This window comes from Mycolicibacter hiberniae, from assembly GCF_010729485.1.
Lineage (GTDB): Bacteria > Actinomycetota > Actinomycetes > Mycobacteriales > Mycobacteriaceae > Mycobacterium > Mycobacterium hiberniae.
On sequence record NZ_AP022609.1, the window covers coordinates 1,356,234 to 1,380,852 of the forward strand.

General features: G+C 71.5%; 18 protein-coding genes. 16 read left to right on the forward strand and 2 right to left on the reverse strand.

Translation table 11 applies throughout. The annotated features are described in order from the left end of the window. Nucleotides 1–11: 11 nt before the first annotated feature. The gene (lysX, locus tag G6N14_RS06350; RefSeq protein WP_085133685.1) at nucleotides 12–3,347 is read right to left on the reverse strand and encodes a bifunctional lysylphosphatidylglycerol synthetase/lysine--tRNA ligase LysX; all 3,336 of its coding nucleotides are present in this window, start codon (nucleotides 3,345–3,347) and stop codon (nucleotides 12–14) included. Nucleotides 3,348–3,672: 325 nt separating this feature from the next. Between lysX and infC the strand changes: the two genes are divergently transcribed. Genes infC through G6N14_RS06370 form a run of 4 tightly spaced genes read left to right on the forward strand, consistent with a single transcriptional unit; the run spans nucleotide 3,673 to nucleotide 5,788 of the window. Continuing rightward, nucleotides 3,673–4,326 (forward strand): translation initiation factor IF-3, encoded by a 654-nt coding sequence (infC, locus tag G6N14_RS06355; protein WP_085133730.1) that lies wholly within the window; start codon nucleotides 3,673–3,675, stop codon nucleotides 4,324–4,326. A gap of 27 nt (nucleotides 4,327–4,353) precedes the next feature. Next, nucleotides 4,354–4,548, forward strand: coding sequence for a 50S ribosomal protein L35 (gene rpmI, locus G6N14_RS06360; protein ID WP_085133687.1), 195 nt, complete (start codon nucleotides 4,354–4,356; stop codon nucleotides 4,546–4,548). A gap of 53 nt (nucleotides 4,549–4,601) precedes the next feature. Further along, the gene (rplT, locus tag G6N14_RS06365; RefSeq protein WP_085133689.1) at nucleotides 4,602–4,991 is read left to right on the forward strand and encodes a 50S ribosomal protein L20; all 390 of its coding nucleotides are present in this window, start codon (nucleotides 4,602–4,604) and stop codon (nucleotides 4,989–4,991) included. 14 nt (nucleotides 4,992–5,005) lie between these two features. Then, nucleotides 5,006–5,788 (forward strand): TrmH family RNA methyltransferase, encoded by a 783-nt coding sequence (locus tag G6N14_RS06370; protein ID WP_085133691.1) that lies wholly within the window; start codon nucleotides 5,006–5,008, stop codon nucleotides 5,786–5,788. Between the two features lie 19 nt (nucleotides 5,789–5,807). Here G6N14_RS06370 and G6N14_RS06375 read toward each other — a convergent pair whose 3' ends face one another. After that, entirely contained in the window at nucleotides 5,808–6,926 is a 1,119-nt protein-coding gene (locus G6N14_RS06375; RefSeq protein WP_085133693.1) for an oxygenase MpaB family protein, read from the reverse strand. A 156-nt stretch (nucleotides 6,927–7,082) separates the two neighbouring features. Between G6N14_RS06375 and G6N14_RS06380 the strand changes: the two genes are divergently transcribed. The 12 genes from G6N14_RS06380 (at nucleotide 7,083) to G6N14_RS06435 (ending at nucleotide 24,580) form a co-directional block, all read left to right on the forward strand. Further along, nucleotides 7,083–7,988, forward strand: coding sequence for an adenylate/guanylate cyclase domain-containing protein (locus G6N14_RS06380; protein WP_085133695.1), 906 nt, complete (start codon nucleotides 7,083–7,085; stop codon nucleotides 7,986–7,988). Between the two features lie 142 nt (nucleotides 7,989–8,130). Next, entirely contained in the window at nucleotides 8,131–12,234 is a 4,104-nt protein-coding gene (locus tag G6N14_RS06385) for a PGRS repeat-containing protein (protein ID WP_163787081.1), read from the forward strand. 111 nt (nucleotides 12,235–12,345) lie between these two features. Continuing rightward, nucleotides 12,346–13,398, forward strand: a complete 1,053-nt coding sequence (pheS, locus tag G6N14_RS06390) for a phenylalanine--tRNA ligase subunit alpha (RefSeq protein ID WP_085133697.1) — start codon at nucleotides 12,346–12,348, stop codon at nucleotides 13,396–13,398. Further along, nucleotides 13,398–15,890, forward strand: coding sequence for a phenylalanine--tRNA ligase subunit beta (gene pheT / locus G6N14_RS06395; protein ID WP_085133699.1), 2,493 nt, complete (start codon nucleotides 13,398–13,400; stop codon nucleotides 15,888–15,890). The genes pheS and pheT overlap by 1 nt, the downstream gene beginning before the upstream one ends. Before the next feature lie 92 nt (nucleotides 15,891–15,982). Further along, nucleotides 15,983–17,449, forward strand: a complete 1,467-nt coding sequence (locus tag G6N14_RS06400; protein WP_085133701.1) for a dihydrolipoyl dehydrogenase family protein — start codon at nucleotides 15,983–15,985, stop codon at nucleotides 17,447–17,449. A 55-nt stretch (nucleotides 17,450–17,504) separates the two neighbouring features. After that, nucleotides 17,505–18,563: an N-acetyl-gamma-glutamyl-phosphate reductase gene (argC, locus tag G6N14_RS06405; protein ID WP_085133703.1), complete on the forward strand. Its 1,059-nt coding sequence runs from the start codon at nucleotides 17,505–17,507 to the stop codon at nucleotides 18,561–18,563. Continuing rightward, nucleotides 18,518–19,765: a bifunctional glutamate N-acetyltransferase/amino-acid acetyltransferase ArgJ gene (gene argJ, locus G6N14_RS06410; RefSeq protein ID WP_275986406.1), complete on the forward strand. Its 1,248-nt coding sequence runs from the start codon at nucleotides 18,518–18,520 to the stop codon at nucleotides 19,763–19,765. The genes argC and argJ overlap by 46 nt, the downstream gene beginning before the upstream one ends. Beyond that, complete coding sequence (argB, locus tag G6N14_RS06415) at nucleotides 19,762–20,640, forward strand: acetylglutamate kinase (RefSeq protein ID WP_085133707.1); 879 nt, start codon at nucleotides 19,762–19,764, stop codon at nucleotides 20,638–20,640. Before argJ ends, argB begins: the two co-directional genes overlap by 4 nt. A gap of 123 nt (nucleotides 20,641–20,763) precedes the next feature. Then, a complete protein-coding gene (locus G6N14_RS06420) occupies nucleotides 20,764–21,939 on the forward strand; it encodes an acetylornithine transaminase (RefSeq protein ID WP_085133709.1) in 1,176 nt (391 codons plus the stop codon). Next, complete coding sequence (gene argF, locus G6N14_RS06425; protein WP_085133711.1) at nucleotides 21,936–22,862, forward strand: ornithine carbamoyltransferase; 927 nt, start codon at nucleotides 21,936–21,938, stop codon at nucleotides 22,860–22,862. The genes G6N14_RS06420 and argF overlap by 4 nt, the downstream gene beginning before the upstream one ends. Then, nucleotides 22,859–23,344, forward strand: a complete 486-nt coding sequence (locus tag G6N14_RS06430; protein ID WP_085133713.1) for an arginine repressor — start codon at nucleotides 22,859–22,861, stop codon at nucleotides 23,342–23,344. The genes argF and G6N14_RS06430 overlap by 4 nt, the downstream gene beginning before the upstream one ends. Nucleotides 23,345–23,383: 39 nt before the next feature. Continuing rightward, nucleotides 23,384–24,580, forward strand: coding sequence for an argininosuccinate synthase (locus G6N14_RS06435; protein WP_085133715.1), 1,197 nt, complete (start codon nucleotides 23,384–23,386; stop codon nucleotides 24,578–24,580). Nucleotides 24,581–24,619: the final 39 nt, after the last annotated feature.

The following is a 24,619-nucleotide window of genomic DNA, read 5'->3' on the forward strand; positions in this document are numbered from 1 at the left end:
CCGCGGTATGGCTAGCGGGGTTTGGCCAGCGGGAACGGCAGCGTATCGCGGATGCTGTGCCCGGTGATGAGCATGACGACGCGGTCCACGCCCATGCCCAGCCCGCCGGTCGGCGGCATCGCGTACTCCATGGCCGCCAGGAAGTCCTCGTCGAGTTCCATCGCCTCCGGGTCGCCGCCGGCCGCCAGCAGCGACTGCTGGTGCAACCGGCGCCGCTGCTCCACCGGGTCGGTGAGTTCGCTGTAGGCGGTGCCCAGTTCCACGCCCCACGCCACCAGGTCCCACCGCTCGGCAACGCCCCGCTTGCTGCGGTGCGGCCGGGTCAGCGGCGAGACCGAGGTGGGGAAGTCGATGTAGAAGGTGGGCTTCTCGGTGCGGGCCTCGACCAGGTGTTCGTAGAGTTCGAGTACCACGGCGCCGGCATCCCACTGCCGCAGGTAGTGCACGCCGGCGCGGTCGCACAACCGGCGCAGCGCAGGCAGCTCGGTGCCGGCGTCGATCTGCTCGCCGAGCGCGGCCGACACCGCGTCGTGCACGCTGACCACCGGCCAGAGCCCGGAGATGTCGACCGGTTCGAGCCGGCCGCCGGGTTCCGGTCGCATCACCACCGGCGCGCCGTTGGCCGCCACCGCGGCGTTCTGGATCAGCTCACGCGCCCCGTCGATCCAGGCCAGGTAGTCGCCGTGGGCCGCGTAAGCCTCCAACAGGGTGAACTCCGGGTTGTGGCTGTAGTCGACGCCCTCGTTGCGAAACGCCCGGCCCAGCTCGAACACCCGCTCCACGCCGCCCACGCACAGTCGCTTGAGGTAGAGCTCCGGGGCGATCCGCAGATACAGGTCCAGGTCGTAGGCGTTGATGTGGGTGACGAAGGGGCGGGCGTTGGCCCCGCCGTGCAGTTGCTGCAGGATCGGGGTCTCGACCTCCAGGAATCCCTTGGCGAACAAGGTGTCCCGAATGGAGCGCAGCACGTTGCTGCGCGCTGTGATCAGCTCGCGCGCCTGGGCGTTGACGGCCAGGTCCACGTAGCGGGCCCGCAGCCGCGCCTCGGGGTCGGTCAGGCCCTTCCATTTGTCGGGCAGCGGGTGCAGGCATTTGCCGATCAGCCGCCAGTGCGTCACCAGCAGCGAAGGCGTCCCGTTGCGGCTCTGGCCCATCCGGCCGGCCGCCTCGACGAGGTCGCCCAGGTCCACGCCGGCACTGAAGTCGGCGGCACGGGCGTCGCCGGCCTCGGCGAGCACCGCGTCGTCGAGCAGCAACTGCACCTCGCCCGACCAGTCGCGCAGCTGCGCGAACAGCACACCGCCGTAGTCGCGCATCCGCAGCACCCGCCCGGCCACCGACACGGTCTGCCCGGCGGCGCCGGCCAGCGCCTGCGTCACGCTGTGGCTGGGCGGTTGCCCCACCGGGTAGGCGTCGACGCCGCTGCCCTGCAACGACTTCAGCTTGGCCATCCGGACCCGGACCTGCTCGGGCACCCGGGGCAGGGGCTGGCCGGGCTCGGCGAACCCCGGGCAGTCGGGCGCCGTCCCGTCGTCGTGCAGCCGCCCGGAGGCGGCCAGCGGTTCCGGCACGGCCGGGTGTTGTCCGGTGTGCTGCTCGTTGCGCCGCGAGAAGGGCAGCACCAGAAAGCCTTCGGCGATCACCGAGGCGACGCCGACCCGGGGGATCAGCCGGGCGTCTTCGTAGCAGGCGTAGCGCGGCACCCACTGCGGCCGGTACTTCATGTTCGAGCGGTACAGCGTCTCCAGTTGCCACCAGCGCGAGAAGAACATCAGCAATCGGCGCCACAGGCGCAGCACCGGGCCGGCGCCCAACTGCGCGCCCTGTTCGAACGCGGACCGGAACATCGCGAAGTTCAGGGAGATCCGGTTCACGCCGACGGTGCCGGCCTGCAGCGCCAATTCGCTGACCATCAGTTCGATGGTGCCGTTGGGGGACTGCGGACTGCGGCGCATCAGATCCAGGGACGCCCCGCTGTGCCCCCACGGCACCAGCGACAGCATCGCCACCACCTCGCCGCCGTGCGCACCGCGCTGTTCGCCCCGGACCGCCTCGACCAGCAGGCACTCGGCGTCGGCGGGGTCGCCGAGGCGGCCCAGCGCCATGGAGAAGCCGCGCTCGGACTCGGTGTCGCGCCAGGCGTCGGCGTGTGCGATGACGCGGGCCATCTCCTCGGGGCCGATGTCGCCGTGCCGGCGTATCCGCACCGTCAGGCCCGACCGGCGGGCCCGGGTGACGGCCTGGCGCACCCCGCGCATGTCCGGGCCGGACAGCTTGAATTCCGCGGGCCGCAGGATCGCCTCGTCGCCCAGTTCCAGGGCGCTCAGTCCGGCGTCCCGGAACGCCTGGGCGCCCGCGGCACTGGCGCCCATCACCCCGGGCGCCCAGCCGTAGTCCCGGCACACCCGCAGCCAGGCGTTGATGGCCTGCGGCCAGGCCCTGGGGTCGCCCACCGGGTCGCCGCTGGCCAGGCAGACCCCCACCTCCACCCGGTAGGTGATGGCGGCGCGCCCGTTGGGGGCGAACACCACCGACTTGTCGCGGCGGGTGGCGAAGTACCCCAGCGAGTCGTTCTGCCCGTACTGCTTGAGCAGTCCGCGGATCGCCGACTCGTCCTGGCCGGTCAGCGCGTTGTCCGAGCGCTGGGACAAAAACAGCACGATGGCCGCGGCGACCAGGGCCAGCGCCCCGAGCAGCCCGCACAGCGCGCGCAGCCCCAGGTCGGGCTTGCCGGGGAACAGGTCCGGTTCGAGCAGCCCGAAACCGACCACCCGATTCACCACGTAGGGCAGCCGCAACGGCCGTTCCACCGTCCCGGGGAACAGTTCGATGAGCCCCCAGCACAGCAATATCGCCACCGCCCAGCCGGCCGCCAGCGTCGCGGCGGACTTCAGCAGCGCGCCGCGGCGCACCTTGGCCCAGAATTCGTTGCGGGCCGCCACCAGCACCGCAATCGCGGCGACATGCAGCACCAGGCCCGCGGCGCCGCCGATGACCTGGACGCGGTCGGAGGTGCCGGTGAGCAGCCGGCTGGCATTCCAGCCGCCGGCGATCACCAGGTTCGCGATCAGCAGCCACCAGGCGATGCGCTTGTGCGCGCTGAGCGCGGCTGCCAGCAGCGCTAGGACGAAAGCCCAGGCCAGGCTGGTGTCGGGGAAGTTGAACAGGTATTTGTCGATGAACTCGCGCGGCACCCGGATGGCCCACCGGATGACCGGCGACATGCTCGCCAGCAGCGATAAACCTGCGGCGATACCGACCGCCCAGGCAGCCGCGGTGGGCACCCAGTGGAGCCGGGACGGCGCCCGGTTGCGCGAGCGCGGCACCGGCGGCACAGTCAAGGTCATAGCCAGCGAGAATAGGCAGACAAACCGCAAATATGGTGTGAGGCGCGACCGGTCTGCGGGATCGGTGGGCACAACCCGTGCTGAACTGCTGCTAGACTCTCCTGTGCGACCGTCCCGGCGTAAGCCAGGACAGCAAGTGGAGTTCCCTCCCACCACGGGCCGAAGAGGTCTTGTGGTCCGGTCGCAGGCGGTGCGAACCGCTTGCTCTGCGCACAGCGCGGGCGGCTTGATGCTTTTCAGGCCGTGATCGGTCGGTATGGGCCCTGCTTCGTGCAGGGCTTTTTTGCTGGTGGGTGGGGTCAGCGCCGCTGCGTCCGGACGAGCACTGCGGCGGCCGCGACCGAAGACTACCCAAGGAGGCCCCATCAGCACTGAGATCCGCGTCAACGAGCGCATTCGTGTACCTGAGGTTCGATTGATCGGCCCGGGCGGGGAACAGGTAGGCATAGTGCGCATCGAAGATGCGCTTCGCGTCGCCGCGGATGCCGATCTCGACCTTGTCGAAGTCGCACCGACCGCCAAACCGCCGGTCTGCAAAATCATGGACTACGGCAAGTACAAATACGAGGCGGCTCAAAAGGAGCGCGAGTCTCGCAAGAACCAGCAGCAGACCGTCGTCAAGGAACAGAAGCTGCGTCCCAAGATCGACGACCACGACTATGCGACGAAGAAGGGCCACGTGGTCCGCTTCCTCGAAGCCGGGGCCAAGGTCAAGGTGACCATCATGTTCCGCGGCCGCGAGCAGTCCCGGCCCGAACTCGGCTACCGCCTGCTGCAGCGGCTGGGCGCCGACGTCGCCGAGTACGGCTTCGTCGAGACCTCCGCCAAGCAGGACGGACGCAACATGACGATGGTGCTGGCACCGCACCGCGGCGCGAAGACCCGCGCCAAGGCGGCAGAGGACGCCGGCGGAGGCACGCACCCGGCACCCGCATCCGCCCCCGCGGCGGAGGCGGCCGAGCAACAGCCCGAGAACTGAAAACCCCGACACCAGAACTGAGGAAACATGCCCAAGGCGAAAACCCACAGCGGCGCTTCGAAGCGGTTCCGTCGCACCGGAACCGGCAAGATCGTCCGGCAGAAGGCGAACGCCCGCCACCTGCTTGAGCACAAGCCGAGCTCGCGCATGCGCCGCCTGGCCGGCCGTACCGACGTGGCCGCCAGCGACACCAAGCGCGTCAACGCGATGCTCAACGGCTGACCGCCGTTCTCGCACCGTTTTTCCCTTACGCACAACGAGAGTAGGAACATCCCATGGCACGCGTGAAGCGCGCAGTCAACGCCCAGAAGAAGCGGCGTACAGTCCTCAAGGCTTCCAAGGGCTACCGGGGCCAGCGGTCGCGGCTGTACCGCAAGGCCAAAGAGCAGCAGCTGCACTCGATGACCTACGCCTACGCCCACCGTCGCGCCCGCAAGGGTGACTTCCGCAAGCTGTGGATCACCCGCATCAACGCGGCGGCCCGCGCCAACGACATCACTTACAACCGCCTGATCCAGGGCCTCAAGGCCGCCGGTGTCGAGGTGGACCGTAAGAACCTGGCCGAGATCGCCGTCAGCGACGCGGCTGCCTTCACCGCACTGGTCGAGGTCGCCCGGGCCGCGCTGCCCGAGGACGTGAACGCGCCTTCCGGCGAGGCTGCCTGACTCGAACCGAGCCGATGCTGACCGAACGTTCGGCCCGGGTGGCCGCCGCGGTCAAACTGCATCGGCACGCGGCCAGGAAGCGCGAACAGCGCTTCCTGGCCGAGGGTCCCAATCTGATCGAGGCCGCGATCTCCCGCGGCTTGGCCCTGGAGGTCTTCGCCACCGAGTCGGCGGCGCAGCGTCACAGGGATCTGCTGGCCGCCGCACAGGTGCCGGTCCACCTGGTGACCGAACGCGCGGCAAAAGCACTGTCGGACACCGTCACCCCGGCCGGATTGGTCGCGGTGTGCACGAATTTCGATGCCGATCTGCCCGAGTCGCTGGCGCAATCGCCGCAGCTGGTGGCTGTCGCGGTGGGTATCGGCGAACCCGGTAACGTCGGCACCCTGATCCGCATCGCCGACGCCACCGGCGCTGACCTGGTGGTGCTGACCGGTAACAGCGTCGATCCCTACAACGGCAAGTGCCTGCGTTCCTCGGCGGGCAGCATCTTCCACGTTCCGGTCGCAGTGGCCGCCGACACCGATGGCGTGCTCGCGGCGTTGCGCGGGGCGGGGCTGCAGGTGGTGGCCACCGCGCTGGACGGCGAGCTGAGCCTGGACGACGCCGATCCGGTGCTGACCGCGCCCACCGCGTGGCTGTTCGGTCCGGAGGCCCAGGGGTTGCCGGCCGACGCCGCCGCAGCCGCCGACCACCGGGTGCGCATCCCGATGTCGGGAGGCGCCGAGAGCCTGAACGTTGCTGCGGCAGCGGCGATCTGCCTTTATCAGAGCGCGCGGGTGCAGCGCCGCGCGTAGCGCGGCGGCTCCGCCCGCCTCAGGCGGCCTTGCGGGGGCGCGGTGGCCGAGGGGTCAGCCCGGCGCCGGCCGCCAGCGAGAAGGTGCTGTGCATCAACGCCCCGGCGCGCTCCACCAGTTTCATTCCGCGGCTGACCGGCGGCACGTAGTGCATGCCGGTGCGGCGCCGCTCCTTGGGCGGTGAGCTGAACCACGGCGCTTCGACCACGGGGGTGTCGCCGGCGATCTTGCCCTGCTCGCGCCGGTAGCCGGCCAAAGCGCGCGGGTGCAGCCGGATCTCGTCGGGCACCACGCTGAACGCCAGGTGGCTGACCTTGCCCAGCAGTCGCAGCAGCACCTCGTCGCTCTCCGACCAGCGCAGACCGGCCTTCTCCCGCACCACCGGCTCGAAAAGCCCGGTCGCCACCCAGCGTTGGGCGGCCAGCGCCGGCTTGAACATCTGGTGCCACACCGCGTCGGGCATCGGCACGAACCACGGCTTGGGAATCTTGATGTTCAAGATGTCGACGGCGGCCGGAGTCAGCTCCAGCTCTTCCTCGCAGACGCGGTCCCAGTACTCGCAGAACTCTTCCCAGGACGTCGGCACCGGGCGCATGCTCATGCCGTACATCCGGTACCACTGCACATGCTCGTCGAAGAGCTGCCGCTTTTCGGCCAGGGTCAGTCCGCCGTCGAAGTATTCGGCCAGCTTGATGATGAGCATGAAGAACGTGGCGTGCGCCCAGTAGAACGTGTCGGGGTCCAGTGCGTGGTAGCGGCGGCCCTGTTCGTCGACTCCCTTGATGTCGCGGTGGTAGTCGCGGATCGAGGAGCCGGTGTGCTGGGCGCGTGCGCCGTCATAGACCACGCCCATGATCGGGTAGACCGACCGCATGACGCGCTGCATCGGCTCGCTCAAGATGGTGGAGTGGTCGGTGACGCCCGCGCCCAGGCCGGGGTACATGTTCTCGATCGCACCGATCCAGACGCCCATGATGCCGGTGCGCAGGTCGCCGAAGTACTTCCACGTCAGGGAGTCGGAGGTCAACGGCTCCACCGCCGGGGCCGGCTTGGGAGCGGCTGGAGCAGTGCTCGGGGTGCTGCTGTCGGCGGCGGCCTGTGCGGGCCGCTCGATGGACGCGGTCGGCGTAACGGTCATCACGTCTCCTGTCTGAGAACCTGAAACCACGATAATTGTGACAACAGTCGTTGTCTACATTAGATGTGGCGCGTCGCAACAAAATAGCCGATCGTGGCGTGCGCCACTGCCCGGTGCCGTTGCCGGGGTCGAGGATGGCCACTTACGCTGAACCGCATGGACCTCGAGCGGGCCCGCGGGGAGGCCGATGGGCTCGGGGAAGCGGCGGAGATCCCCGCCCAGCAGAGCCCCAATCCTCGCCCGCAGTTCTCGCTCGACGAGGCCGCGGCGTGGCTGAACCGCACCACCAACGACATCCGGATCGTGGACCTCGTCCGCCGGGTGCGCCAGGTGTTGCCCGGTGATCCGGAGTTCGGCGATCCGCTGTCCACCGCCGGCGAGGGGGGGCCGGAATCGGCCGCGCGGGCGGCCGGCCGCCTGATCGGGGACCGATCCGCGGCGTCGCGGGAAGTCAGCCTGGGTGCCCTGCAGGTATGGCAGGCGCTGACCAAGCGGATATCGCGGGTACCGGGGGACGCGGAGGCGACGCTGGTCTTCACCGATCTGGTCGGCTTCTCGGCCTGGTCGCTGCAGTCCGGCGACGACGCCACCCTCACCCTGCTGCGGCGGGTGTCCCGGGCGATCGAGCCGCCGGTGCTGGACGCCGGTGGCCGGATCGTCAAGCGGATGGGGGACGGGATGATGGCGGTGTTCCGCGACCCCTTGGTGGCCGTGGCGGCGGCGTTGGTGGCCCAAGAGGCACTGAGCGAGGTCGAGGTCAACGGCCACACCCCGCGAATGCGGGTCGGCATTCACACCGGCCGGCCCCAGCGGTTGGCCGACGACTGGCTCGGGGTGGACGTGAATATCGCCGCCCGGGTCATGGAGCGCGCCATCAAGGGCGGCATCGTGGTGTCCGGGCCCACCCTGAAACGCATTGAACCGGCCGCTCTGGCCGAGTTGGGCGTGGTTGCCAAGCGGGCGCGGCGCCAGGTGCTTGCGGCCAAGACCAGCGGTGTCCCGGCAGATCTGGTGATGTACCGGCTCAAGGCAGTTCGCCAGAGCCCCCCGGACGCGGACTGATCACGCCTCGTTGCGGTAGCGCAACCGCTCCGGCGGCGGCGCTTTCGAGTGGATGAACCCTGTTCCTTGGAATACCCTGCGGTGAGCAACATAACTATTGACCGGTTTTCCACAGGTCGCCTTAATGCAGGAGCGGGGAGTCATGTCACGTCGGGAGCAGCGTCGCAACCACGGCCGTAAGAAGAATCGGCTGGTAGGCGCCAGTGGCACGGCGGCGGCGTTCCTGTCGTTCGGCGTGGCTCCGCTGGCTTCCCCGCCCGCGGCGCAGGCCGATTGGGACTTCGATTGGCTGACCGATCTTTTCGCCGTCACAGATTCGGCGGCCGGTTGGGACAGCACGGCCTGGGACGTCTCCTCGTGGTTCACCGGGTGGTCGGATCCGGGCGTCGCGGACGCCAACCCGTTCGACCTGACCTCGCTGTTCAACGTGCTGGTCTACCAGCCGATGTACACGTTTGTGGACTCCTGGATCGACAACCCGGCCAACGCCTGGCTCATCGACACGGTCAACGGCTGGGCGCCGGAAGGTCAGTTCTACATCGGCGACGGCATCGACGGCACGGCTGCGAGCCCCGACGGCGGGACCGGCGGGCTCTGGTTCGGTGACGGCGGCGCCGGCTACTCCGCGGGCGAGGACGGCCTCGTCGGCGGCGGCAACGGCGGCGATGCGGGGTGGTTCGGCAACGGCGGTGTCGGCGGCGCCGGGGTGGCCGGTCAGGACGGCGGCGACGGCGGGGCCGGCGGCTGGTTCATGGGCATCGGCGGGGCCGGTGGCGCCGGTGGTGAGGGCGGCAACGGCGGCGACGGCGGCGACGGTGTGGGCTGGCTGTTCGGCATCGGCGGTGCCGGTGGCGCCGGCGGAGTCGGTCTGACCGGCGAGACCGGACTGGCCGGTACCTGGCTGGACGGCGCCAACGGCGTGGGCGGCATCGGCGCCACCGGCGGCGAGGGCGGCCGGGGCGGCAACGGCGGCGCCGCGAGCGACTCCATGTTCGGCAGCGGCGGTGCGGGCGGCAAGGGCGGCGCCGGCGGTGCCGGCGGCCAGGGCGGCACCGGCGCGGCCGGTGACGCCGACACCCTCCACGGCGGCACGGGCGGCGAAGGCGGCGGCGGCGGTGCCGGCGGCCAGGGCGGTACCGGCGGCGCGGGCAGCGCGCTGGGCAGCACCGGCGCCGACGGCGCGGACAGCACGACCAATGGCGACGGCGGCCAGGGCGGTACCGGCGGCGCCGGGGTGGACGCCACCGCCGACCACGCGGCGGGCAACGGCGGTGCCGGGGGCGCCGGCGGCGACGCTGGTGAGAGTGGCAACGGCGGTCAGGGCGGTACCGGCGGTGCCGGGGGCGCCGGGGGTGATGACGACGCGCGCAGCGCCGGTAATGGCGGCCAGGGCGGCACCGGCGGTGACGGCGGCCAGATCGGCAACGGCGGCCGCGGCGGCGACGGTGGTGCCGGTGGCATCAGCGGCACCTATGACGGCGCCACCGGCGGCACCGGCGGTGTCGGCGGCACGGGCGGTATCAGCGGCGTCGAGGCGGGCAACGGCGGCAACGGCGGCATCGGCGGTGTCGGCGGCGCCGGCCACGCAGGCATCAAGGGCACCAACGGAAGCGACGGAGTCACCGGGGTCAACGACGGTGCCGGCGAGGACGGCGGCCAAGGTACCAACGGCTTCCACGGCGGCACGGGCGGCAAGGGCGGCGTAGGCGGAGCCCGACATGAAGACAATGACGTCGGCAAGGCCGGCACGGCGGGTAGCGGCGGCCGCGGCGGCAACGGCGGTGCCGTGGGCGCGGGTGGTGACGGCGGCGCCGGTGCGGCCGGTGTCTGGGGCGCGAACGGCTCCGGCGGCCTCGACGGTGCCGGCGGTGACGGCGGCCAGGCCGGCGCCAACGGCACGGTGGGCGGCAATGCCGGCGAGGGCGGCCTAGGCGGCGACGAGGATGCCGCCAAGGGTCTAGCCGGGGAGGCCGGCAGTCAGCAGCCGGTCGAGGCCGCCCACGGCGGCGCCGGTGGCGCCGGGGCGGATGCCTACGGCAGCTTCGACTACGGCGGCAATGGCGGCCACGGCGGCGCCGGCAACGGCGGCGGCCACGGCGGGGCCGGGGGCGCCGGCGGCGCCGGAACCACCGGTGACGGCGGCAACGGCGGCAACGGCGGCAACGGCGGCAACGGTTCGGTCAGCAACGGCGGGAACGGCGGCGCCGGCGGTGCCGGTGGTGCCTCGGAGTCCGGTGACGGCGGTACCGGCGGCGCCGGCGGCAAGGGCGGCAACGGCGATCACGGCGTGACCGGCTCGCTGGGCATCGAAGGCGAAAAGGGCGTCAACAACGGCGCCGGCGGCAAGGGCGGCAACGGCGGCACGGGCTTTGACGGCGGCAAGGGCGGCGCGGGCGGTGCCGGCGGCGCCTCGGAGTCCGGCAACAGCGGCGCCAACGGCGACGGCGGCAACGGCGGAACGGGCGGTGCCGGCGGTGCGGGCGGCAACGGCGGCAACGGCGAGGCGGGCGACTGGGACCACCGGGGCCAGTACGGCTTCGGGTCGGGCGGCATCGGCGGCAACGCCGGCAACGCCGGGGCCGCGGGCAAGGGCGGAGCCGCCGGCGAGGCAGGCACCGGCGGCGCCGAGGGCACCGGCGAAGCCGGCACGGCGGGCGCCGACGGCGTAGGCGTCAACGGCATCGCCAAGGGCGGCGACGGCGGCGCCGGCGCCGCGGGCAGCAAGATCTACCACAACGGCGGCGCCGGCGGCGACGGCGGCAGCGGCGGCACGCACGGCGACGGCGGCAAGGGCGGCAACGGCGGCAACGCTGAACAGGAAGACACCGGCAACGCCCTGACCGGCGGCAATGGTGGCGCCGGCGGTAAAGGCGGGGCCGGCGGCACGGCCCAAGGTAACGGCGGTGACGGCGGCAACGGCGGCAAGGCCACGGCCGAGCTGACCGAAGACAGCAGCGCCGTCGCCACCCGCGGCGGCAACGGCGGGGCCGGCGGTAAAGGCGGCGCCGCCGTCGACGGCAACGGCGGCAAGGGCGGCGCCGGTGGTGACGCCGGCTCCGGCAGCCAGTACGGCGGTGTCGGGGGTAAAGGCGGCGACGGTGGCGCCGTCACCGGCAAGGGCACGGGCGGTGCCGGTGGCGACGGTGGCAATGGTGCCGTGGCGACCGGCTGGAAGTCCGACGGCACCTGGGGCATCGACGGGTTCGCCAACAAGTTCGGGGCCGGCACCATCCTGGGCGTCTCCGGCGCGGGCGGTGCCGGGGGCGCTGGCGGCGCCGGGACGACCGGTGGCGGCGGTAACGGCGGCGAGGGTGGCGACGGTGGCGGCGAGACCGGATCGGACGGCAGCACCCGGGTCATCTGGGGCGGCAACGGCGGCGCGGGTGGCGCCGGTGGTGCTGCCACCAACAGCTCCAAGGACGCCACCGACAGCGGCAACGGCGGTAACGGTGGCGACGGTGGCGAAGCTGGTCAGGGCACTGTCGCCGGTGGCAGCGGCGGCTCCGGTGGTGCCGGCGGCACCAGCGCCAACAACCAGGGCGGCAAGGGCGGTGACGGCGGTGACGGCGCCAAGGGCACCGGCTGGAGTGACGTCAACGGCAGCGTGACCGGCAAGGGCCAGATCCTGAGCTTCGGCGGCAACGGCGGCCGCGGTGGCGCCGGTGGCAACGGCGAGAGCGGCGGCGACGGCGGCAGCGGCGGCTCGGGCATCGCGGGCATCGTCGGCGGCAACAAGTTCAGCTCCGGCGGTGCCGGCGGTGCCGGTGGTGCCGGCGGCACCGGAACCACCGGCGACGGCGGTGACGGCGGCAAGGGCGGCGACAGCGGGGACGCCAGCTGGCGGGCCACCAACGGTGGCGCCGGCGGTGCCGGCGGCAACAGCACCAGCGGAGACGGCGGCAAGGGCGGCGACGGCGGGGCCGGCGGCAGCCTGCTTCTCCCGGGTGGCGCCGCGCCGACCAACGGCCGGGCCGTCACGGTGGGCGCCGGCGGCAACGGCGGTGCCGGCGGCAGCAGCACCGCCGCCGACACCACCGGCACAGGCGGCGACGGTGGTAGCGGCGGTAAGGGCGGCGACGGCCTCGGCAACATCAGGGGCGGTGTCGGCGGCACCGGCGGCACCGGCGGCAAGGCGGGCAACGTGGCCGGTGAGGCCGGCGTCAAGCCCAGTGCGCCGACCACCACCACCGGTGGCACGGGCGGTGCCGGCGGCGCGGGCGCCGAGCCCAAGGCGCCCAGCAGCTGACCCGCAGGCCGAAAGCCCCGCACACCGCGTGCGGGGCTTTCGTCATGATGTCGATAAGATCGACGCTTGCGTCTCAGCCGAAACCACAGCCAGTAAGGGGAGTCTCGTCGCGTGGGCCAACAACCAGTCGACCCGTCCGTCATCGCCGACGCGACCCTGACCTCCGCGCTGCAGGCAGCGCAGGCCGCGTTCGCCGCGGCAGCCGACTTGGACGCGCTGGCGCACGCCAAAACCGAGCACCTCGGTGACCGCTCGCCCCTGGCGCTGGCCCGCCAGGCCCTGGCCACACTGGACAAGGCCGACCGAGCCGACGCCGGCCGCCGGGTCAACGCCGCCCGCGCCCAAGCCCAGAGTGCCTACGACGAGCGCCTGGCGGCGCTGCGCGCCGAACGTGACGCCGCCGTGCTGGCCGCCGAGAGCATCGACGTCACCCTGCCCTCGGCACGCAGACCCGTCGGCGCCCGGCACCCCATCACCATGCTGGCCGAACACGTCGCCGACACCTTCATCGCCATGGGCTGGGAGCTGGCCGAAGGGCCGGAGGTCGAAGCTGAGCACTTCAACTTCGACGCGCTGAATTTCCCGGTCGACCATCCGGCGCGCAGCGACTCCGACACCTTCCACATCGCCCCGCCCGGTTCACGGCAACTGCTGCGCACCCACACCTCACCGGTGCAGATCCGCGCCCTGTTGGCCCGCGAACTGCCGGTCTACGTGGTCTCGATCGGGCGCACCTTCCGCACCGACGAGCTCGACGCCACCCACACCCCGGTGTTCCACCAGGTCGAGGGGCTGGCGGTCGACCGCGGGCTGACCATGGCGCACCTACGCGGGACGCTGGACGCCTTCGCCCGGTCCGAGTTCGGGCCGGCCGCCAAGACCCGTATCCGGCCGCACTTCTTCCCGTTCACCGAGCCGTCGGCCGAGGTCGACATCTGGTTCGAGGGCAAGAAGGGCGGACCGGGCTGGGTGGAATGGGGCGGCTGCGGCATGGTGCACCCCAACGTGCTGCGCGCCGTGGGCATCGACCCGGAGGAATACTCCGGTTTCGCATTCGGCATGGGATTGGAGCGAACCCTGCAGTTCCGCAACGGAATTCCGGACATGCGTGACATGGTCGAAGGCGATGTCCGGTTCTCCCTGCCGTTCGGGGCGGGTGCCTGATGCGCATTCCCTACAGCTGGTTGAAAGAAGCCCTGGTCGCCGGTGCGCCGGAGTGCGCAGATATCACCGCCGACGAACTCGAGCAGGCGCTGCTGCGGATCGGCCACGAGGTCGAAGGCGTCCACACCCTGGGCCCGGTCACCGGGCCGCTGAAGGTCGGCCGGGTCGCCGAGATCGAAGAGCTCACCGAGTTCAAAAAACCCATCCGGGCCTGTCGGGTGGACGTCGGCGAAGCCGAACTGCGCGACATCGTCTGCGGCGCCAGCAATTTCACGGTCGGCGACCTGGTGGTGGTGGCATTGCCCGGCGCGGTGCTGCCCGGCGACTTCACCATCGCGACCCGTAAGACCTACGGACGGACCTCCGACGGCATGATCTGCTCGGCCGCCGAGATCCGGCTGGGCACCGACCACGCGGGAATTCTGGTGCTGCCGGCCGGCACCGCCGAACCGGGCGCGGACGCGAGCGCGGTGCTGGGTCTCGACGACGTGGTCTACGAACTGGCCATCACGCCCGACCGCGGCTACTGCATGTCGGTGCGCGGGCTGGCGCGTGACCTGGCCTGCGCCCTGGACCTGGACTACCTCGACCCGGCCTCCGCGGATGTGGTGACCCCGCTGCCCGCCGAGGGGCAGGCCTGGCCGCTGAGCGTGCAGCCGGGCACCGGGGTGCGCCGCTTCGCGCTGCGCAGCGTCACCGGTATCGACCCCGCGGCGGTATCGCCGTGGTGGCTGCAACGGCGACTGGCGCTCTGCGGCATCCGGGCGATCTCCCCGGCCGTCGACGCCACCAACTACGTGATGGTCGAACTCGGGCACCCGATGCACGCCCACGACCGCGCCCGCATCACCGGCGGATTCGACGTCCGTTTCGCCCTCCCCGGCGAGACCGTCACCACGCTGGACGACATCGAACGCAAGCTGGAACCGGTGGACGTGCTGATCGTCGACGACGTCGCCACCGCCGCGATCGGCGGCGTGATGGGTTCGGGCAGCACCGAAATGCGCGACGACTCAACCGATGTGCTGCTGGAGGCCGCGATCTGGGACCCCGCGGCGGTGTCGCGGACCGCGCGGCGGCTGCACCTGCCCAGCGAGGCCGCCCGGCGCTACGAACGCAGCGTCGACCCCGCCATCTCGGTGGCCGTGCTGGACCGCTGTGCGCAGTTGCTGGCCGAGATCGCCGGGGGAGTCATCGAACCGGGCCTGACCGACTGGCGCGGTGAACCCCCGGTTGACAACTGGAGCCCGCCCGCCGTGGAGATCGCGGCCGACCTGCCCGACCGGGTTGCCGGGGTCGGCTACCCGGAGGGCACCACCGCCCGGCGGCTCGCCCAGATCGGCTGCGAGGTGGTCCGCAGCGGCGACGTGCTGAGCGTCACCCCGCCGAGCTGGCGTCCGGACCTGCGGCAACCCGCCGACCTGGTCGAGGAGGTGCTGCGGCTGGAGGGTCTGGAGACCATCCCCTCGGTGCTGCCCACGGCGCCGGCGGGACGCGGACTGACCGACACCCAGCGCCGGCGCCGCGCGATCGGCAAATCGCTGGCCCTGGCCGGCTACGTCGAGGTGCTCACCTCGCCGTTTCTGCCCGCCGGAGTCTTCGACACCTGGGGTCTGGCGGACGATGACCCCCGCCGCGCCACCGTGTCGGTGCTCAACCCGCTGGAAGCCGACCGGCCGCAGCTGGCCGGCACGTTGCTGCCCGGGCTGCTGGAAGCGTTGAACCGCAATGTCTCCCGGGGCATGGGCGACGTCGCCCTGTTCACCATCGCCCAGGTGGTGCAGCCGGCCGAGGCGGCCGAGTTCCCGGCCGTCACGGCCGCCCGTCGTCCCAGCGACGCCGAGATCGCCGGTATCGACGCGGCTCTGCCGCGCCAGCCGCAGCACGTCGCGGTCGCGCTGACCGGCTTGGCCGAACCGCGCGGGCCGTGGGGTCCGGGCCGGCCCGTGGAAGCCGCCGACGCCATCGAGGCGGCCCGGGTGATCGCCCGGGCCAGCGGGGTCGAGGTCACGCTGCGCTCCGGGGCGTATCTGCCCTGGCACCCGGGCCGCTGCGCGCAGGTACTGGTCGGCGAGACCCTGATCGGTCATGCGGGGCAGCTGCATCCGGCCGTCATCGAACGAGCCGGGCTGCCCAAGGGCACCTGCGCGGTGGAGCTGAACCTGGACGCCATCGCGGTGACGCCCTCGTTGCCGGCGCCCCGGGTGTCGCCGTTCCCGGCGGTGTTCCAGGATCTGGCGCTGGTGGTCGACGAGAAGGTGACCGCGCAGTCGGTGGCCGACGCGGTGCGCGAGGGCGCCGGTGAACTGCTGGAGGACATCGCGCTGTTCGACGTCTACACCGGCCCGCAGGTCGGGGAGGGCCGCAAGTCGCTCGCCTTTGCACTGCGCTTCCGGGCCGCCGACCGGACGCTGACCGAGGACGAGGCCAGCGCGGCCCGCGACGCCGCCGTCGCCCGTGCCGGAGAGGCCGTGGGCGCCGCCCTGCGCTGACACCTGCGCGTTCGCGGGCTGTTGCGAAACCCCCTGCTCGGGCATGCTGGGAGTCGCCCGTCCTGCCGCGTGACTTCGAGGGGGTCCGCCCGATGAACGAAGCCGAAACCTACGACGTGATCGTGCTGGGCGCCGGACCGGTCGGGGAGAACGTCGCCGACCGCGCCCGGGCCGCCGGGCTGACGGTCGCGGTGGTCGAGCGCGAACTCATCGGCGGCGAGTGCTCGTACTGGGCCTGCGTGCCCAGTAAGGCACTGCTGAGGCCGGTGCTGGCCCTCGACGACGTGCGCCGGGTGGCCGGCGCACGCCAGGCCGTCGGTTCGGCGATCGACACCGCTGCGGTGTTCGGGCGGCGCAACCACTACGTGGGGGACTGGCACGACGACGGGCAGGCTGACTGGATCGCCGGAATCGGCGCGACGCTGGTGCGCGGCGACGGCCGCCTGGACGGGCCGCGGCGCGTGGTGGTCACCACGCCCGGCGGCGAGGTGAGGCTGATCGCCCGCCAGGCGGTGGTGATCTGCACCGGAACCCGTGCGGCGCTTCCGGATCTGCCCGGCATGGCCGAGGTGCGCCCGTGGACCAATCGGGAGGCCACCGAAGCGACCTCGGTGCCGCGGCGTCTGGCCGTCGTCGGCGCCGGGGGCGTCGGGGTGGAAATGGCCACTGCCTGGCAGGGTTTGGGATCGGCGGTGACGCTGCTGGTGCGCGGGAAGGGGCTGCTGCCGCGGATGGAGCCGTTCGTCGGGGAGTACGTGGCCCGCGGGCTGACCGACGCCGGAGTCGATGTGCGCTTCGGCGTCTCGGTCGCCCGGTTGCAGCGCCGCGAGGCGGACGGGCCGGTGCAGGTGGAACTGACCGACGGCAGCACGCTCGACGTCGACGAGATCCTCTTCGCCACCGGCCGCCGGCCGGCGACCGCCGACATCGGGCTGGAAACCGTCGGACTGACCCCGGGTGACTGGCTGGAGGTCGACGACACCTGCCGGGTGCGCGTCGTCGAGGACGGCTGGCTGTATGCGTGCGGCGACGCCAACCACCGGGCCCTGCTGACCCACCAGGGCAAATACCAGGCCCGCATCGCCGGCGACGTGATCGGCGCCCGGGCGGCCGGCAGGCCGCTGGACCCCGCGCCGTGGGGCTGGCACACCGCGACAGCGGACACCCACGCGGTGCCGCAGGTGTTCTTCACCGACCCCGAAGCGGCCGCGGTGGGGATCACCGCCGAACAGGCCCAACGCACCGGCCACCGGGTGCACGTGGTGGACGTGGAGATCGGCGAGGCCGTGGTGGGTGCCCAACTGCACGCCGACGGCTACCGAGGGCGGGCGCGCATGGTGGTCGACGCCGACAACGAGTACCTGCTCGGCGTCGCGTTCGTCGGCCCGGGGGTGGCCGAGTTGCTGCATTCGGCCACCGTGGCCGTCGCGGGCCGGGTGCCGATCAGCCGGTTGTGGCATGCCGTGCCGTGCTTTCCGACCATCAGCGAGGTGTGGCTGCGGCTGCTGGAGGCCTACCGCGACGCCGCGGTGACCCAGACCCCGGCCGGCGTGACGTGACACCATTCCGGCGGCGCGCCCGTAGCGTAATTAGTTTGCATATGGCCGCATAGTCATGCAGAATCGCCCGGTGACTACAGCGATCAACGTGGCGGTGGCCGGGGCCAGCGGCTACGCCGGCGGGGAAATCCTGCGGCTGCTGCTCGGGCATCCCGCCTACGCCGACGGCCGGCTGCGCATCGGCGCGCTGACCGCCGCCGGTAACGCCGGCAGTACCCTGGGCGAACAGCATTCGCACCTGGTGCCGCTGGCCGACCGGGTCCTGGAACCCACCGACGTGGGTGTTCTCGCCGGCCACGACGTGGTGTTCCTCGGCCTGCCGCACGGACATTCGGCGGAGCTGGCCGAACAGCTCGGCGACGACACCGTGGTCATCGACTGCGGAGCCGACTTCCGGTTGGGCGACCCGGGCGACTGGGAACGCTTCTACGGCTCGCCGCACGCCGGGACCTGGCCCTACGGGCTGCCCGAACTGCCCGGCGGGCGCGACAAACTCAAAGACGCCCGGCGGATCGCGGTCCCCGGGTGTTATCCGACCGCGGCGTTGCTGGCGCTGTTCCCGGCCGTCGCCGCGGGCCTGGTGGAGCCCGACGTCACCGTGGTGGCCGTCAGCGGCACCTCCGGTGCGGGCAAGGCCGCCAAGGTCGACCTGCTGGGCTCGGAGGTGATCGGATCGGCGCGGGCCTACAACATCGGCGGCGTGCACCGGCACACCCCGGAGATCGGCCAGGGCCTGCGCGCGGTCACCCAGCGCGACGTCAGGGTCGCGTTCATCCCGGTGCTGATCCCGGCCTCGCGGGGAATCCTGGCGACCTGCACCGCGAAAACCACCGCGCCGCTGTCCGAACTGCGTGCGGCCTACGAAAAGGCCTACGCCGACGAGCCGTTCGTGCACCTGCTGCCCCAAGGCCAGCTGCCCAAGACCGGATCGGTGATCGGCAGCAACGCCGCGCATCTCGCGGTGGACGTCGACGCGGACGCCTCGACGTTCATCGCGATCGCCGCGATCGACAACCTGGTCAAAGGCACCGGCGGAGCAGCGGTGCAGGCGATGAACCTGGCGCTGGGCTGGCCGGAGACCGAGGGCCTGTCCGTGGTGGGAGTGGCACCGTGACCGCCGGCCACACCCTGGTACGCGAGCAGGGCGTCACCGCGCCCGAAGGCTTCCGGGCCGCCGGAATCGCGGCCGGCATCAAGGCTTCGGGCAAGCCGGACCTGGCCCTGGTGTTCAACGAGGGGCCGGACTACGCCGCCGCGGGGGTGTTCACCAGCAACCAGGTCAAGGCCGCGCCGGTGCAATGGAGCCGCCAAGTGCTCACGTCCGGCCGGCTGCGGGCGGTGATCCTCAACTCCGGCGGCGCCAACGCCTGCACCGGCCCGGGCGGCTTCGGAGACACCCACGCCACCGCCGAGGCGGTCGCGGCCGCGTTGTCGGCCTGGGGCACCGAGACCGGAGCGATCGAGGTGGCGGTCTGCTCCACCGGCCTGATCGGCGACCGGCTGCCCATGGACAAGCTGCTGTCCGGGGTAACCGAGGTGGTGCAGGCGATGGCCGGCGGCCTGGCCGGCGGAGAAGACGCCGCCCGCGCCATCATGACCACCGACACCGTCCCCAAACAGGTTGCGCTGCACCACAAGGACAGTTGGACGCTCGGCGGCATGGCCAAAGGCGCCGGGATGATGGCGCCGTCCCTGGCCACCATGCTGGTGGTTCTGACCACCGACGCCAAGGTCGACGCCGCGGCGCTCGAGGGCGCGCTGCGCCGGGCCGCCGCGTTGACGTTCGACCGGCTGGACGTCGACGGCAGCTGCTCCACCAACGACACGGTGCTGCTGCTGTCCTCGGGAGCCAGCGAGTTCACCCCCAGCCGCGACGAGCTCGACGCCGCCGTCCTGGCGGTCTGCGACGACCTGTGCGCCCAGCTGCAGGCCGACGCCGAGGGCGTCACCAAGCGGGTGGCCATCACCGTCACCGGCGCGCCCGACGACAGCGACGCCCTGGTCGCGGCCCGGATCGTGGCCCGCGACAGCCTGGTCAAAACCGCGCTGTTCGGCTCGGACCCCAACTGGGGCCGGGTGCTGGCCGCCATCGGGATGGTGCCGTTCACCATCGAACCGGACCGGATCACGGTGTCGTTCAACGGCTCCCCGGTCTTCAGTGCGGGCATGCCGATGCCGGGCGCCCGCGAGGTCGACCTGTCCGCGGCCGATATCGAGGTCACGGTGGAACTGGACATCGGCGTCGGGCAGGCCACCGTGCGCACCACCGACCTGTCCCACGCCTACGTCGAAGAGAATTCCGCGTATTCCTCATGACCCTCGAACCGACCACACACGTCAAGGCCCGGGTGCTGGCCGAAGCCCTGCCCTGGCTCAAGCAGCTGCACGGCAAGATCGTCGTCGTCAAGTACGGCGGCAACGCCATGACCGACGACACCCTCAAGCACGCGTTCGCCGCCGACATGGCCTTCCTGCGCAACTGCGGCATCCACCCGGTGGTGGTGCACGGCGGCGGCCCGCAGATCAGCGCCATGCTCCGGCGCCTGGGCATCGAAGGCGACTTCAAGGGCGGCTTCCGGGTCACCACACCCGAAGTGCTCGACGTGGCGCGCATGGTGCTGTTCGGTCAGGTCGGTCGCGAACTGGTGGGCCTGATCAACGTCCACGGCCCGTACGCGGTCGGCATCACCGGCGAGGACGCCGCACTGTTCACCGCGATCCGGCGCAGCGTCACCGTCGACGGGGTCGCCACCGACATCGGCCTGGTCGGCGACGTCGACCAGGTCAACACCGATGCGGTGCTGGATCTGATTGCTGCAGGCCGGATCCCGGTGGTCTCCACCCTGGCTCCCGACCCCGACGGGGTGGTGCACAACATCAACGCCGACACCGCCGCGGCCGCGCTGGCCGAAGCCCTGCAGGCCGAGAAACTGCTGATGCTCACCGATGTCGACGGCCTCTACACCGACTGGCCCAACACCGATTCGCTGGTCAGCGAGATCGACACCGCGACCCTGGAGACCCTGCTGCCCACGCTGGAGTCCGGCATGATCCCCAAGGTCGAAGCCTGCCTGCGCGCCGTTCGCGGCGGGGTGCCCAGCGCCCACATCATCGACGGCCGGGTCCAACACTGCGTCCTGGTCGAGCTGTTCACCGATGCCGGCACCGGAACCAAGGTGGTGAACCCCTGATGACTCGCGTCCACGACGATGCAGAGCGGAGCCTGCGGAGCGATGAGGAGGAGTGGCGCCCATGACTCGCGTCCACGACGATGCAGAGCGGAGCCTGCGGAGCGATGAGGAGGAGTGGCGCCAATGACTCTGCAGGACCGCTGGTCTGCGGTGATGATGAACAACTACGGCACCCCGCCGCTGGCACTGACCAGCGGCGACGGTGCGGTGGTGACCGATGAGGCCGGCAACAGCTACCTCGACCTGCTCGGCGGGATCGCCGTCAACGTGCTCGGTCACCGGCACCCGGCGGTGATCGAGGCCGTCACCCGCCAGCTGAACACGTTGGGCCACACCTCCAACCTGTATGCGACCGAACCGGGCATCGCCCTGGCCGAGGGCCTGGTCGGACATCTGGGCGTTGCGGCCCGGGTGTTCTTCTGCAACTCGGGAGCCGAGGCCAACGAAGTGGCCTTCAAGATGACCCGGCTCACCGGCAGGACGAAAATCGTTGCCGCCCAAGGTGCGTTTCACGGCCGGACCATGGGTTCGCTGGCCCTGACCGGACAGCCCGACAAGCAGGCGCCGTTCGAGCCGCTGCCCGGCGACGTCGTCCACGTGCCCTACGGCGACGCCAAGGCGCTTGCCGCCGAGGTCGATTCGGCCACTGCGGCGGTGTTCCTGGAACCGATCATGGGGGAGGGCGGCGTCGTCACACCGCCCGCCGGCTACCTGGCGCAGGCGCGCGGCATCACCGCCGCCCACGGTGCGCTGCTGGTGCTCGACGAAGTCCAGACCGGGATCGGGCGCACCGGCGCCTTCTACGCCCACCAGCACGACGGCATCGTCCCCGACATCGTCACGCTGGCCAAGGGCCTGGGCGGCGGGCTGCCGATCGGCGCCTGCCTGGCCGTGGGGGCGGCCGGCAACCTGTTGACCCCGGGCAGCCACGGCAGCACCTTCGGCGGCAACCCGGTGTGCACCGCGGCCGCACTGGCGGTGCTGGAGGCCCTGGCCGAAGGCGACCTGATCGCCAGGGCGGGCACGCTCGGCAAGACGCTGAGCCACGGCATCGAGGAGCTGGGCCATCCGCTGATCGACCATGTCCGGGGCAAGGGCCTGCTGCAGGGCGTGGTGCTGCGCGAGCCGAAGGCCAAGGCCGTCGAGCTCGCCGCCCGCCAGGCCGGCTTTTTGGTCAACGCCGCCGCGCCCGGCGTGGTCCGGCTCGCGCCGCCGCTGATCATCACCGAAGAGCAGATCGACAGCTTCATCACTGCCCTGCCGGCAGTGCTCGACACCGCGAACGAGGCTCAGTCATGATTCGGCATTTCCTGCGCGACGACGACGTCACCCCGGCCGAGCAGGCCGAAATCCTGGCCCTGGCAGCGGAACTGAAAGCCAAGCCGTTCAGCGCCCGGCCGCTCGAAGGCCCCCGCGGGGTCGCGGTGATCTTCGACAAGAACTCCACCCGCACCCGGTTCTCCTTCGAGCTGGGCATCGCCCAGCTCGGCGGGCACGCCGTCGTCGTCGACGGCCGCTCCACCCAGCTGGGCCGCGACGAAACCCTGGAAGACACCGGTCAGGTGCTCTCGCGCTACGTCGACGCCATCGTGTGGCGCACCTTCGCCCAGGACCGCCTGACGGCGATGGCCTCGACGGCAGGCGTGCCGATCGTCAACGCGCTCTCCGACGAGTTCCACCCGTGTCAGGTCCTGGCCGACCTGCAGACCATCGCCGAGCGCAAGGGCGACCTCAAGGGCCTCAAACTGACCTACCTGGGCGACGGCGCCAACAACATGGCGCACTCGCTGATGCTGGGCGGCGTCACCGCCGGACTGCACGTCACCGTCGCCGCCCCGGACGGCTTCACCCCCGACCCCGCCGTGGTGGCCGCCGCGCAGGCCCGCGCCGCCGACACCGGCGCCTCGGTCACCCTCACCGCCGATGCCGCCAAGGCCGCCACCGGCGCCGACGTACTGGTCACCGACACCTGGACCTCCATGGGCCAGGAAGACGACGGACTGGACCGGGTGGCACCGTTTCGGCCCTTCCAGATCAACGACGAACTGGTGGCGCTGGCCGACTCGGACGTCACCGTGCTGCACTGCCTGCCGGCGCACCGCGGCGACGAGATCACCGATGCGGTGATCGACGGGCCGCACAGTGCGGTGTGGGACGAAGCCGAGAACCGACTGCACGCGCAGAAGGCGCTGTTGGTGTGGTTGCTGGACCGGTCGCGATGAGCCGAGCCGACAGCAGCGTCACCCGAGTGGGCCGCCAGGCCCGCATCGTGGAGGTGCTGTCCTCGGCAGCGGTGCGCAGCCAGACCGAACTGGCCGCGATCCTGGCCGCCGACGGCATCGAGGTCACGCAGGCCACCTTGTCGCGGGACCTCGAAGAACTGGGCGCGGTGAAACTGCGGGGCCCCGATGGAGGAGTCGGGGGATACGTCATTCCCGAGGACGGCAACCCGCTGCGCCTGTCCGGCGGGACCGACCGGCTGTGCCGGCTGCTGGGGGAGCTGCTGGTGTCCACCGACGCCACCGGTAATCTCGCCGTGCTGCGCACCCCACCCGGCGCGGCGGACTACCTGGCCAGTGCCATCGATCGGGCCGCGCTACCGTACGTGGTCGGCACCATCGCCGGGGATGACACCATCTTCGTAGCGGCCCGCGAGCCGATGACCGGCGCCGAACTGGCCGCCACCCTCAACGACCTGCAGTAAAACCCGTAGCACTGAGTAAGACACAGCAAGGAGAACTCGATGTCCGAACGCGTCATCCTGGCGTATTCCGGTGGCCTGGACACCTCGGTGGCGATCAGCTGGATCGGCAAGGAGACCGGCCGCGAAGTGGTCGCGGTCGCCATCGACCTCGGCCAGGGCGGCGAGGACATGGAGGTGGTGCGGCAGCGGGCACTGGACTGCGGCGCCGTGGAAGCCGTCGTGGTGGACGCCCGCGACGAGTTCGCCGACGAGTACTGCCTGCCCACCATCAAGGCCAACGCGCTCTACATGGACCGCTACCCGCTGGTGTCGGCCATCAGCCGGCCGCTGATCGTCAAGCACCTGGTGGATGCCGCGCGCAGCCACGGCGGCACCATCGTCGCGCACGGCTGCACCGGCAAGGGCAACGACCAGGTCCGCTTCGAAGTCGGCTTCGCCTCGCTGGCGCCCGAACTCGACGTGATCGCCCCGGTCCGCGACTACGCCTGGACCCGGGAGAAGGCGATCGCCTTCGCCGAGCAGAACGACATCCCGATCAACGTCACCAAGCGTTCGCCGTTCTCCATCGACCAGAACGTCTGGGGCCGCGCGGTGGAGACCGGATTCCTCGAAGACCTGTGGAACGCCCCCACCAAGGACGTCTACGACTACACCGAGGACCCGACGGTCAACTTCAACGCCCCCGACGAGCTGATCATCAGCTTCGACAAGGGCCGCCCGGTGGCCATCGACGGCCGCCCGCTCAGCGTCCTGGCGATCATCCAGGAGCTCAACACCCGTGCCGGCGCGCAGGGTGTGGGCCGGCTCGACGTGGTCGAGGACCGGCTGGTGGGCATCAAGAGCCGCGAGATCTACGAGGCGCCCGGCGCCATGGTGCTGATCACCGCGCACACCGAACTCGAGCACGTCACCCTGGAGCGGGAGTTGGGCCGCTACAAGCGCGGCGTGGACCGCAAGTGGGGCGAGCTGACCTACGACGGCCTGTGGTTCAGCCCGCTCAAGCGGTCGCTGGAGGTGTTCGTCGAGGACACCCAGCAGCACGTGTCCGGCGATATCCGCCTGGTCCTGCACGGCGGCAGCATCATCGTCAACGGCCGGCGCAGCGCCGAGTCGCTGTACGACTTCAACCTGGCCACCTATGACGAGGGCGACACCTTCGACCAGAGCGCCGCGCGTGGCTTCGTCCAGATCCACGGCCTGAGCTCGAAGATCTCCGCCCGCCGGGACCTGAGCTGATCAGTTTCCATCGCGAGCAGACGCAGAATCGCACGCAGA

Coding starts and splice junctions, on each gene's coding strand:
- lysX (WP_085133685.1), bottom strand. CDS start 3,347: ATGACCTTGACTGTGCCGCCGGTGCCGCGCTCGCGCAACCGGGCGCCG.
- rpmI (WP_085133687.1), top strand. CDS start 4,354: ATGCCCAAGGCGAAAACCCACAGCGGCGCTTCGAAGCGGTTCCGTCGC.
- rplT (WP_085133689.1), top strand. CDS start 4,602: ATGGCACGCGTGAAGCGCGCAGTCAACGCCCAGAAGAAGCGGCGTACA.
- G6N14_RS06370 (WP_085133691.1), top strand. CDS start 5,006: ATGCTGACCGAACGTTCGGCCCGGGTGGCCGCCGCGGTCAAACTGCAT.
- G6N14_RS06375 (WP_085133693.1), bottom strand. CDS start 6,926: ATGACCGTTACGCCGACCGCGTCCATCGAGCGGCCCGCACAGGCCGCC.
- G6N14_RS06380 (WP_085133695.1), top strand. CDS start 7,083: ATGGACCTCGAGCGGGCCCGCGGGGAGGCCGATGGGCTCGGGGAAGCG.
- G6N14_RS06385 (WP_163787081.1), top strand. CDS start 8,131: ATGTCACGTCGGGAGCAGCGTCGCAACCACGGCCGTAAGAAGAATCGG.
- pheT (WP_085133699.1), top strand. CDS start 13,398: ATGCGCATTCCCTACAGCTGGTTGAAAGAAGCCCTGGTCGCCGGTGCG.
- G6N14_RS06400 (WP_085133701.1), top strand. CDS start 15,983: ATGAACGAAGCCGAAACCTACGACGTGATCGTGCTGGGCGCCGGACCG.
- argC (WP_085133703.1), top strand. CDS start 17,505: ATGCAGAATCGCCCGGTGACTACAGCGATCAACGTGGCGGTGGCCGGG.
- argB (WP_085133707.1), top strand. CDS start 19,762: ATGACCCTCGAACCGACCACACACGTCAAGGCCCGGGTGCTGGCCGAA.
- G6N14_RS06420 (WP_085133709.1), top strand. CDS start 20,764: ATGACTCTGCAGGACCGCTGGTCTGCGGTGATGATGAACAACTACGGC.
- argF (WP_085133711.1), top strand. CDS start 21,936: ATGATTCGGCATTTCCTGCGCGACGACGACGTCACCCCGGCCGAGCAG.
- G6N14_RS06430 (WP_085133713.1), top strand. CDS start 22,859: ATGAGCCGAGCCGACAGCAGCGTCACCCGAGTGGGCCGCCAGGCCCGC.
- G6N14_RS06435 (WP_085133715.1), top strand. CDS start 23,384: ATGTCCGAACGCGTCATCCTGGCGTATTCCGGTGGCCTGGACACCTCG.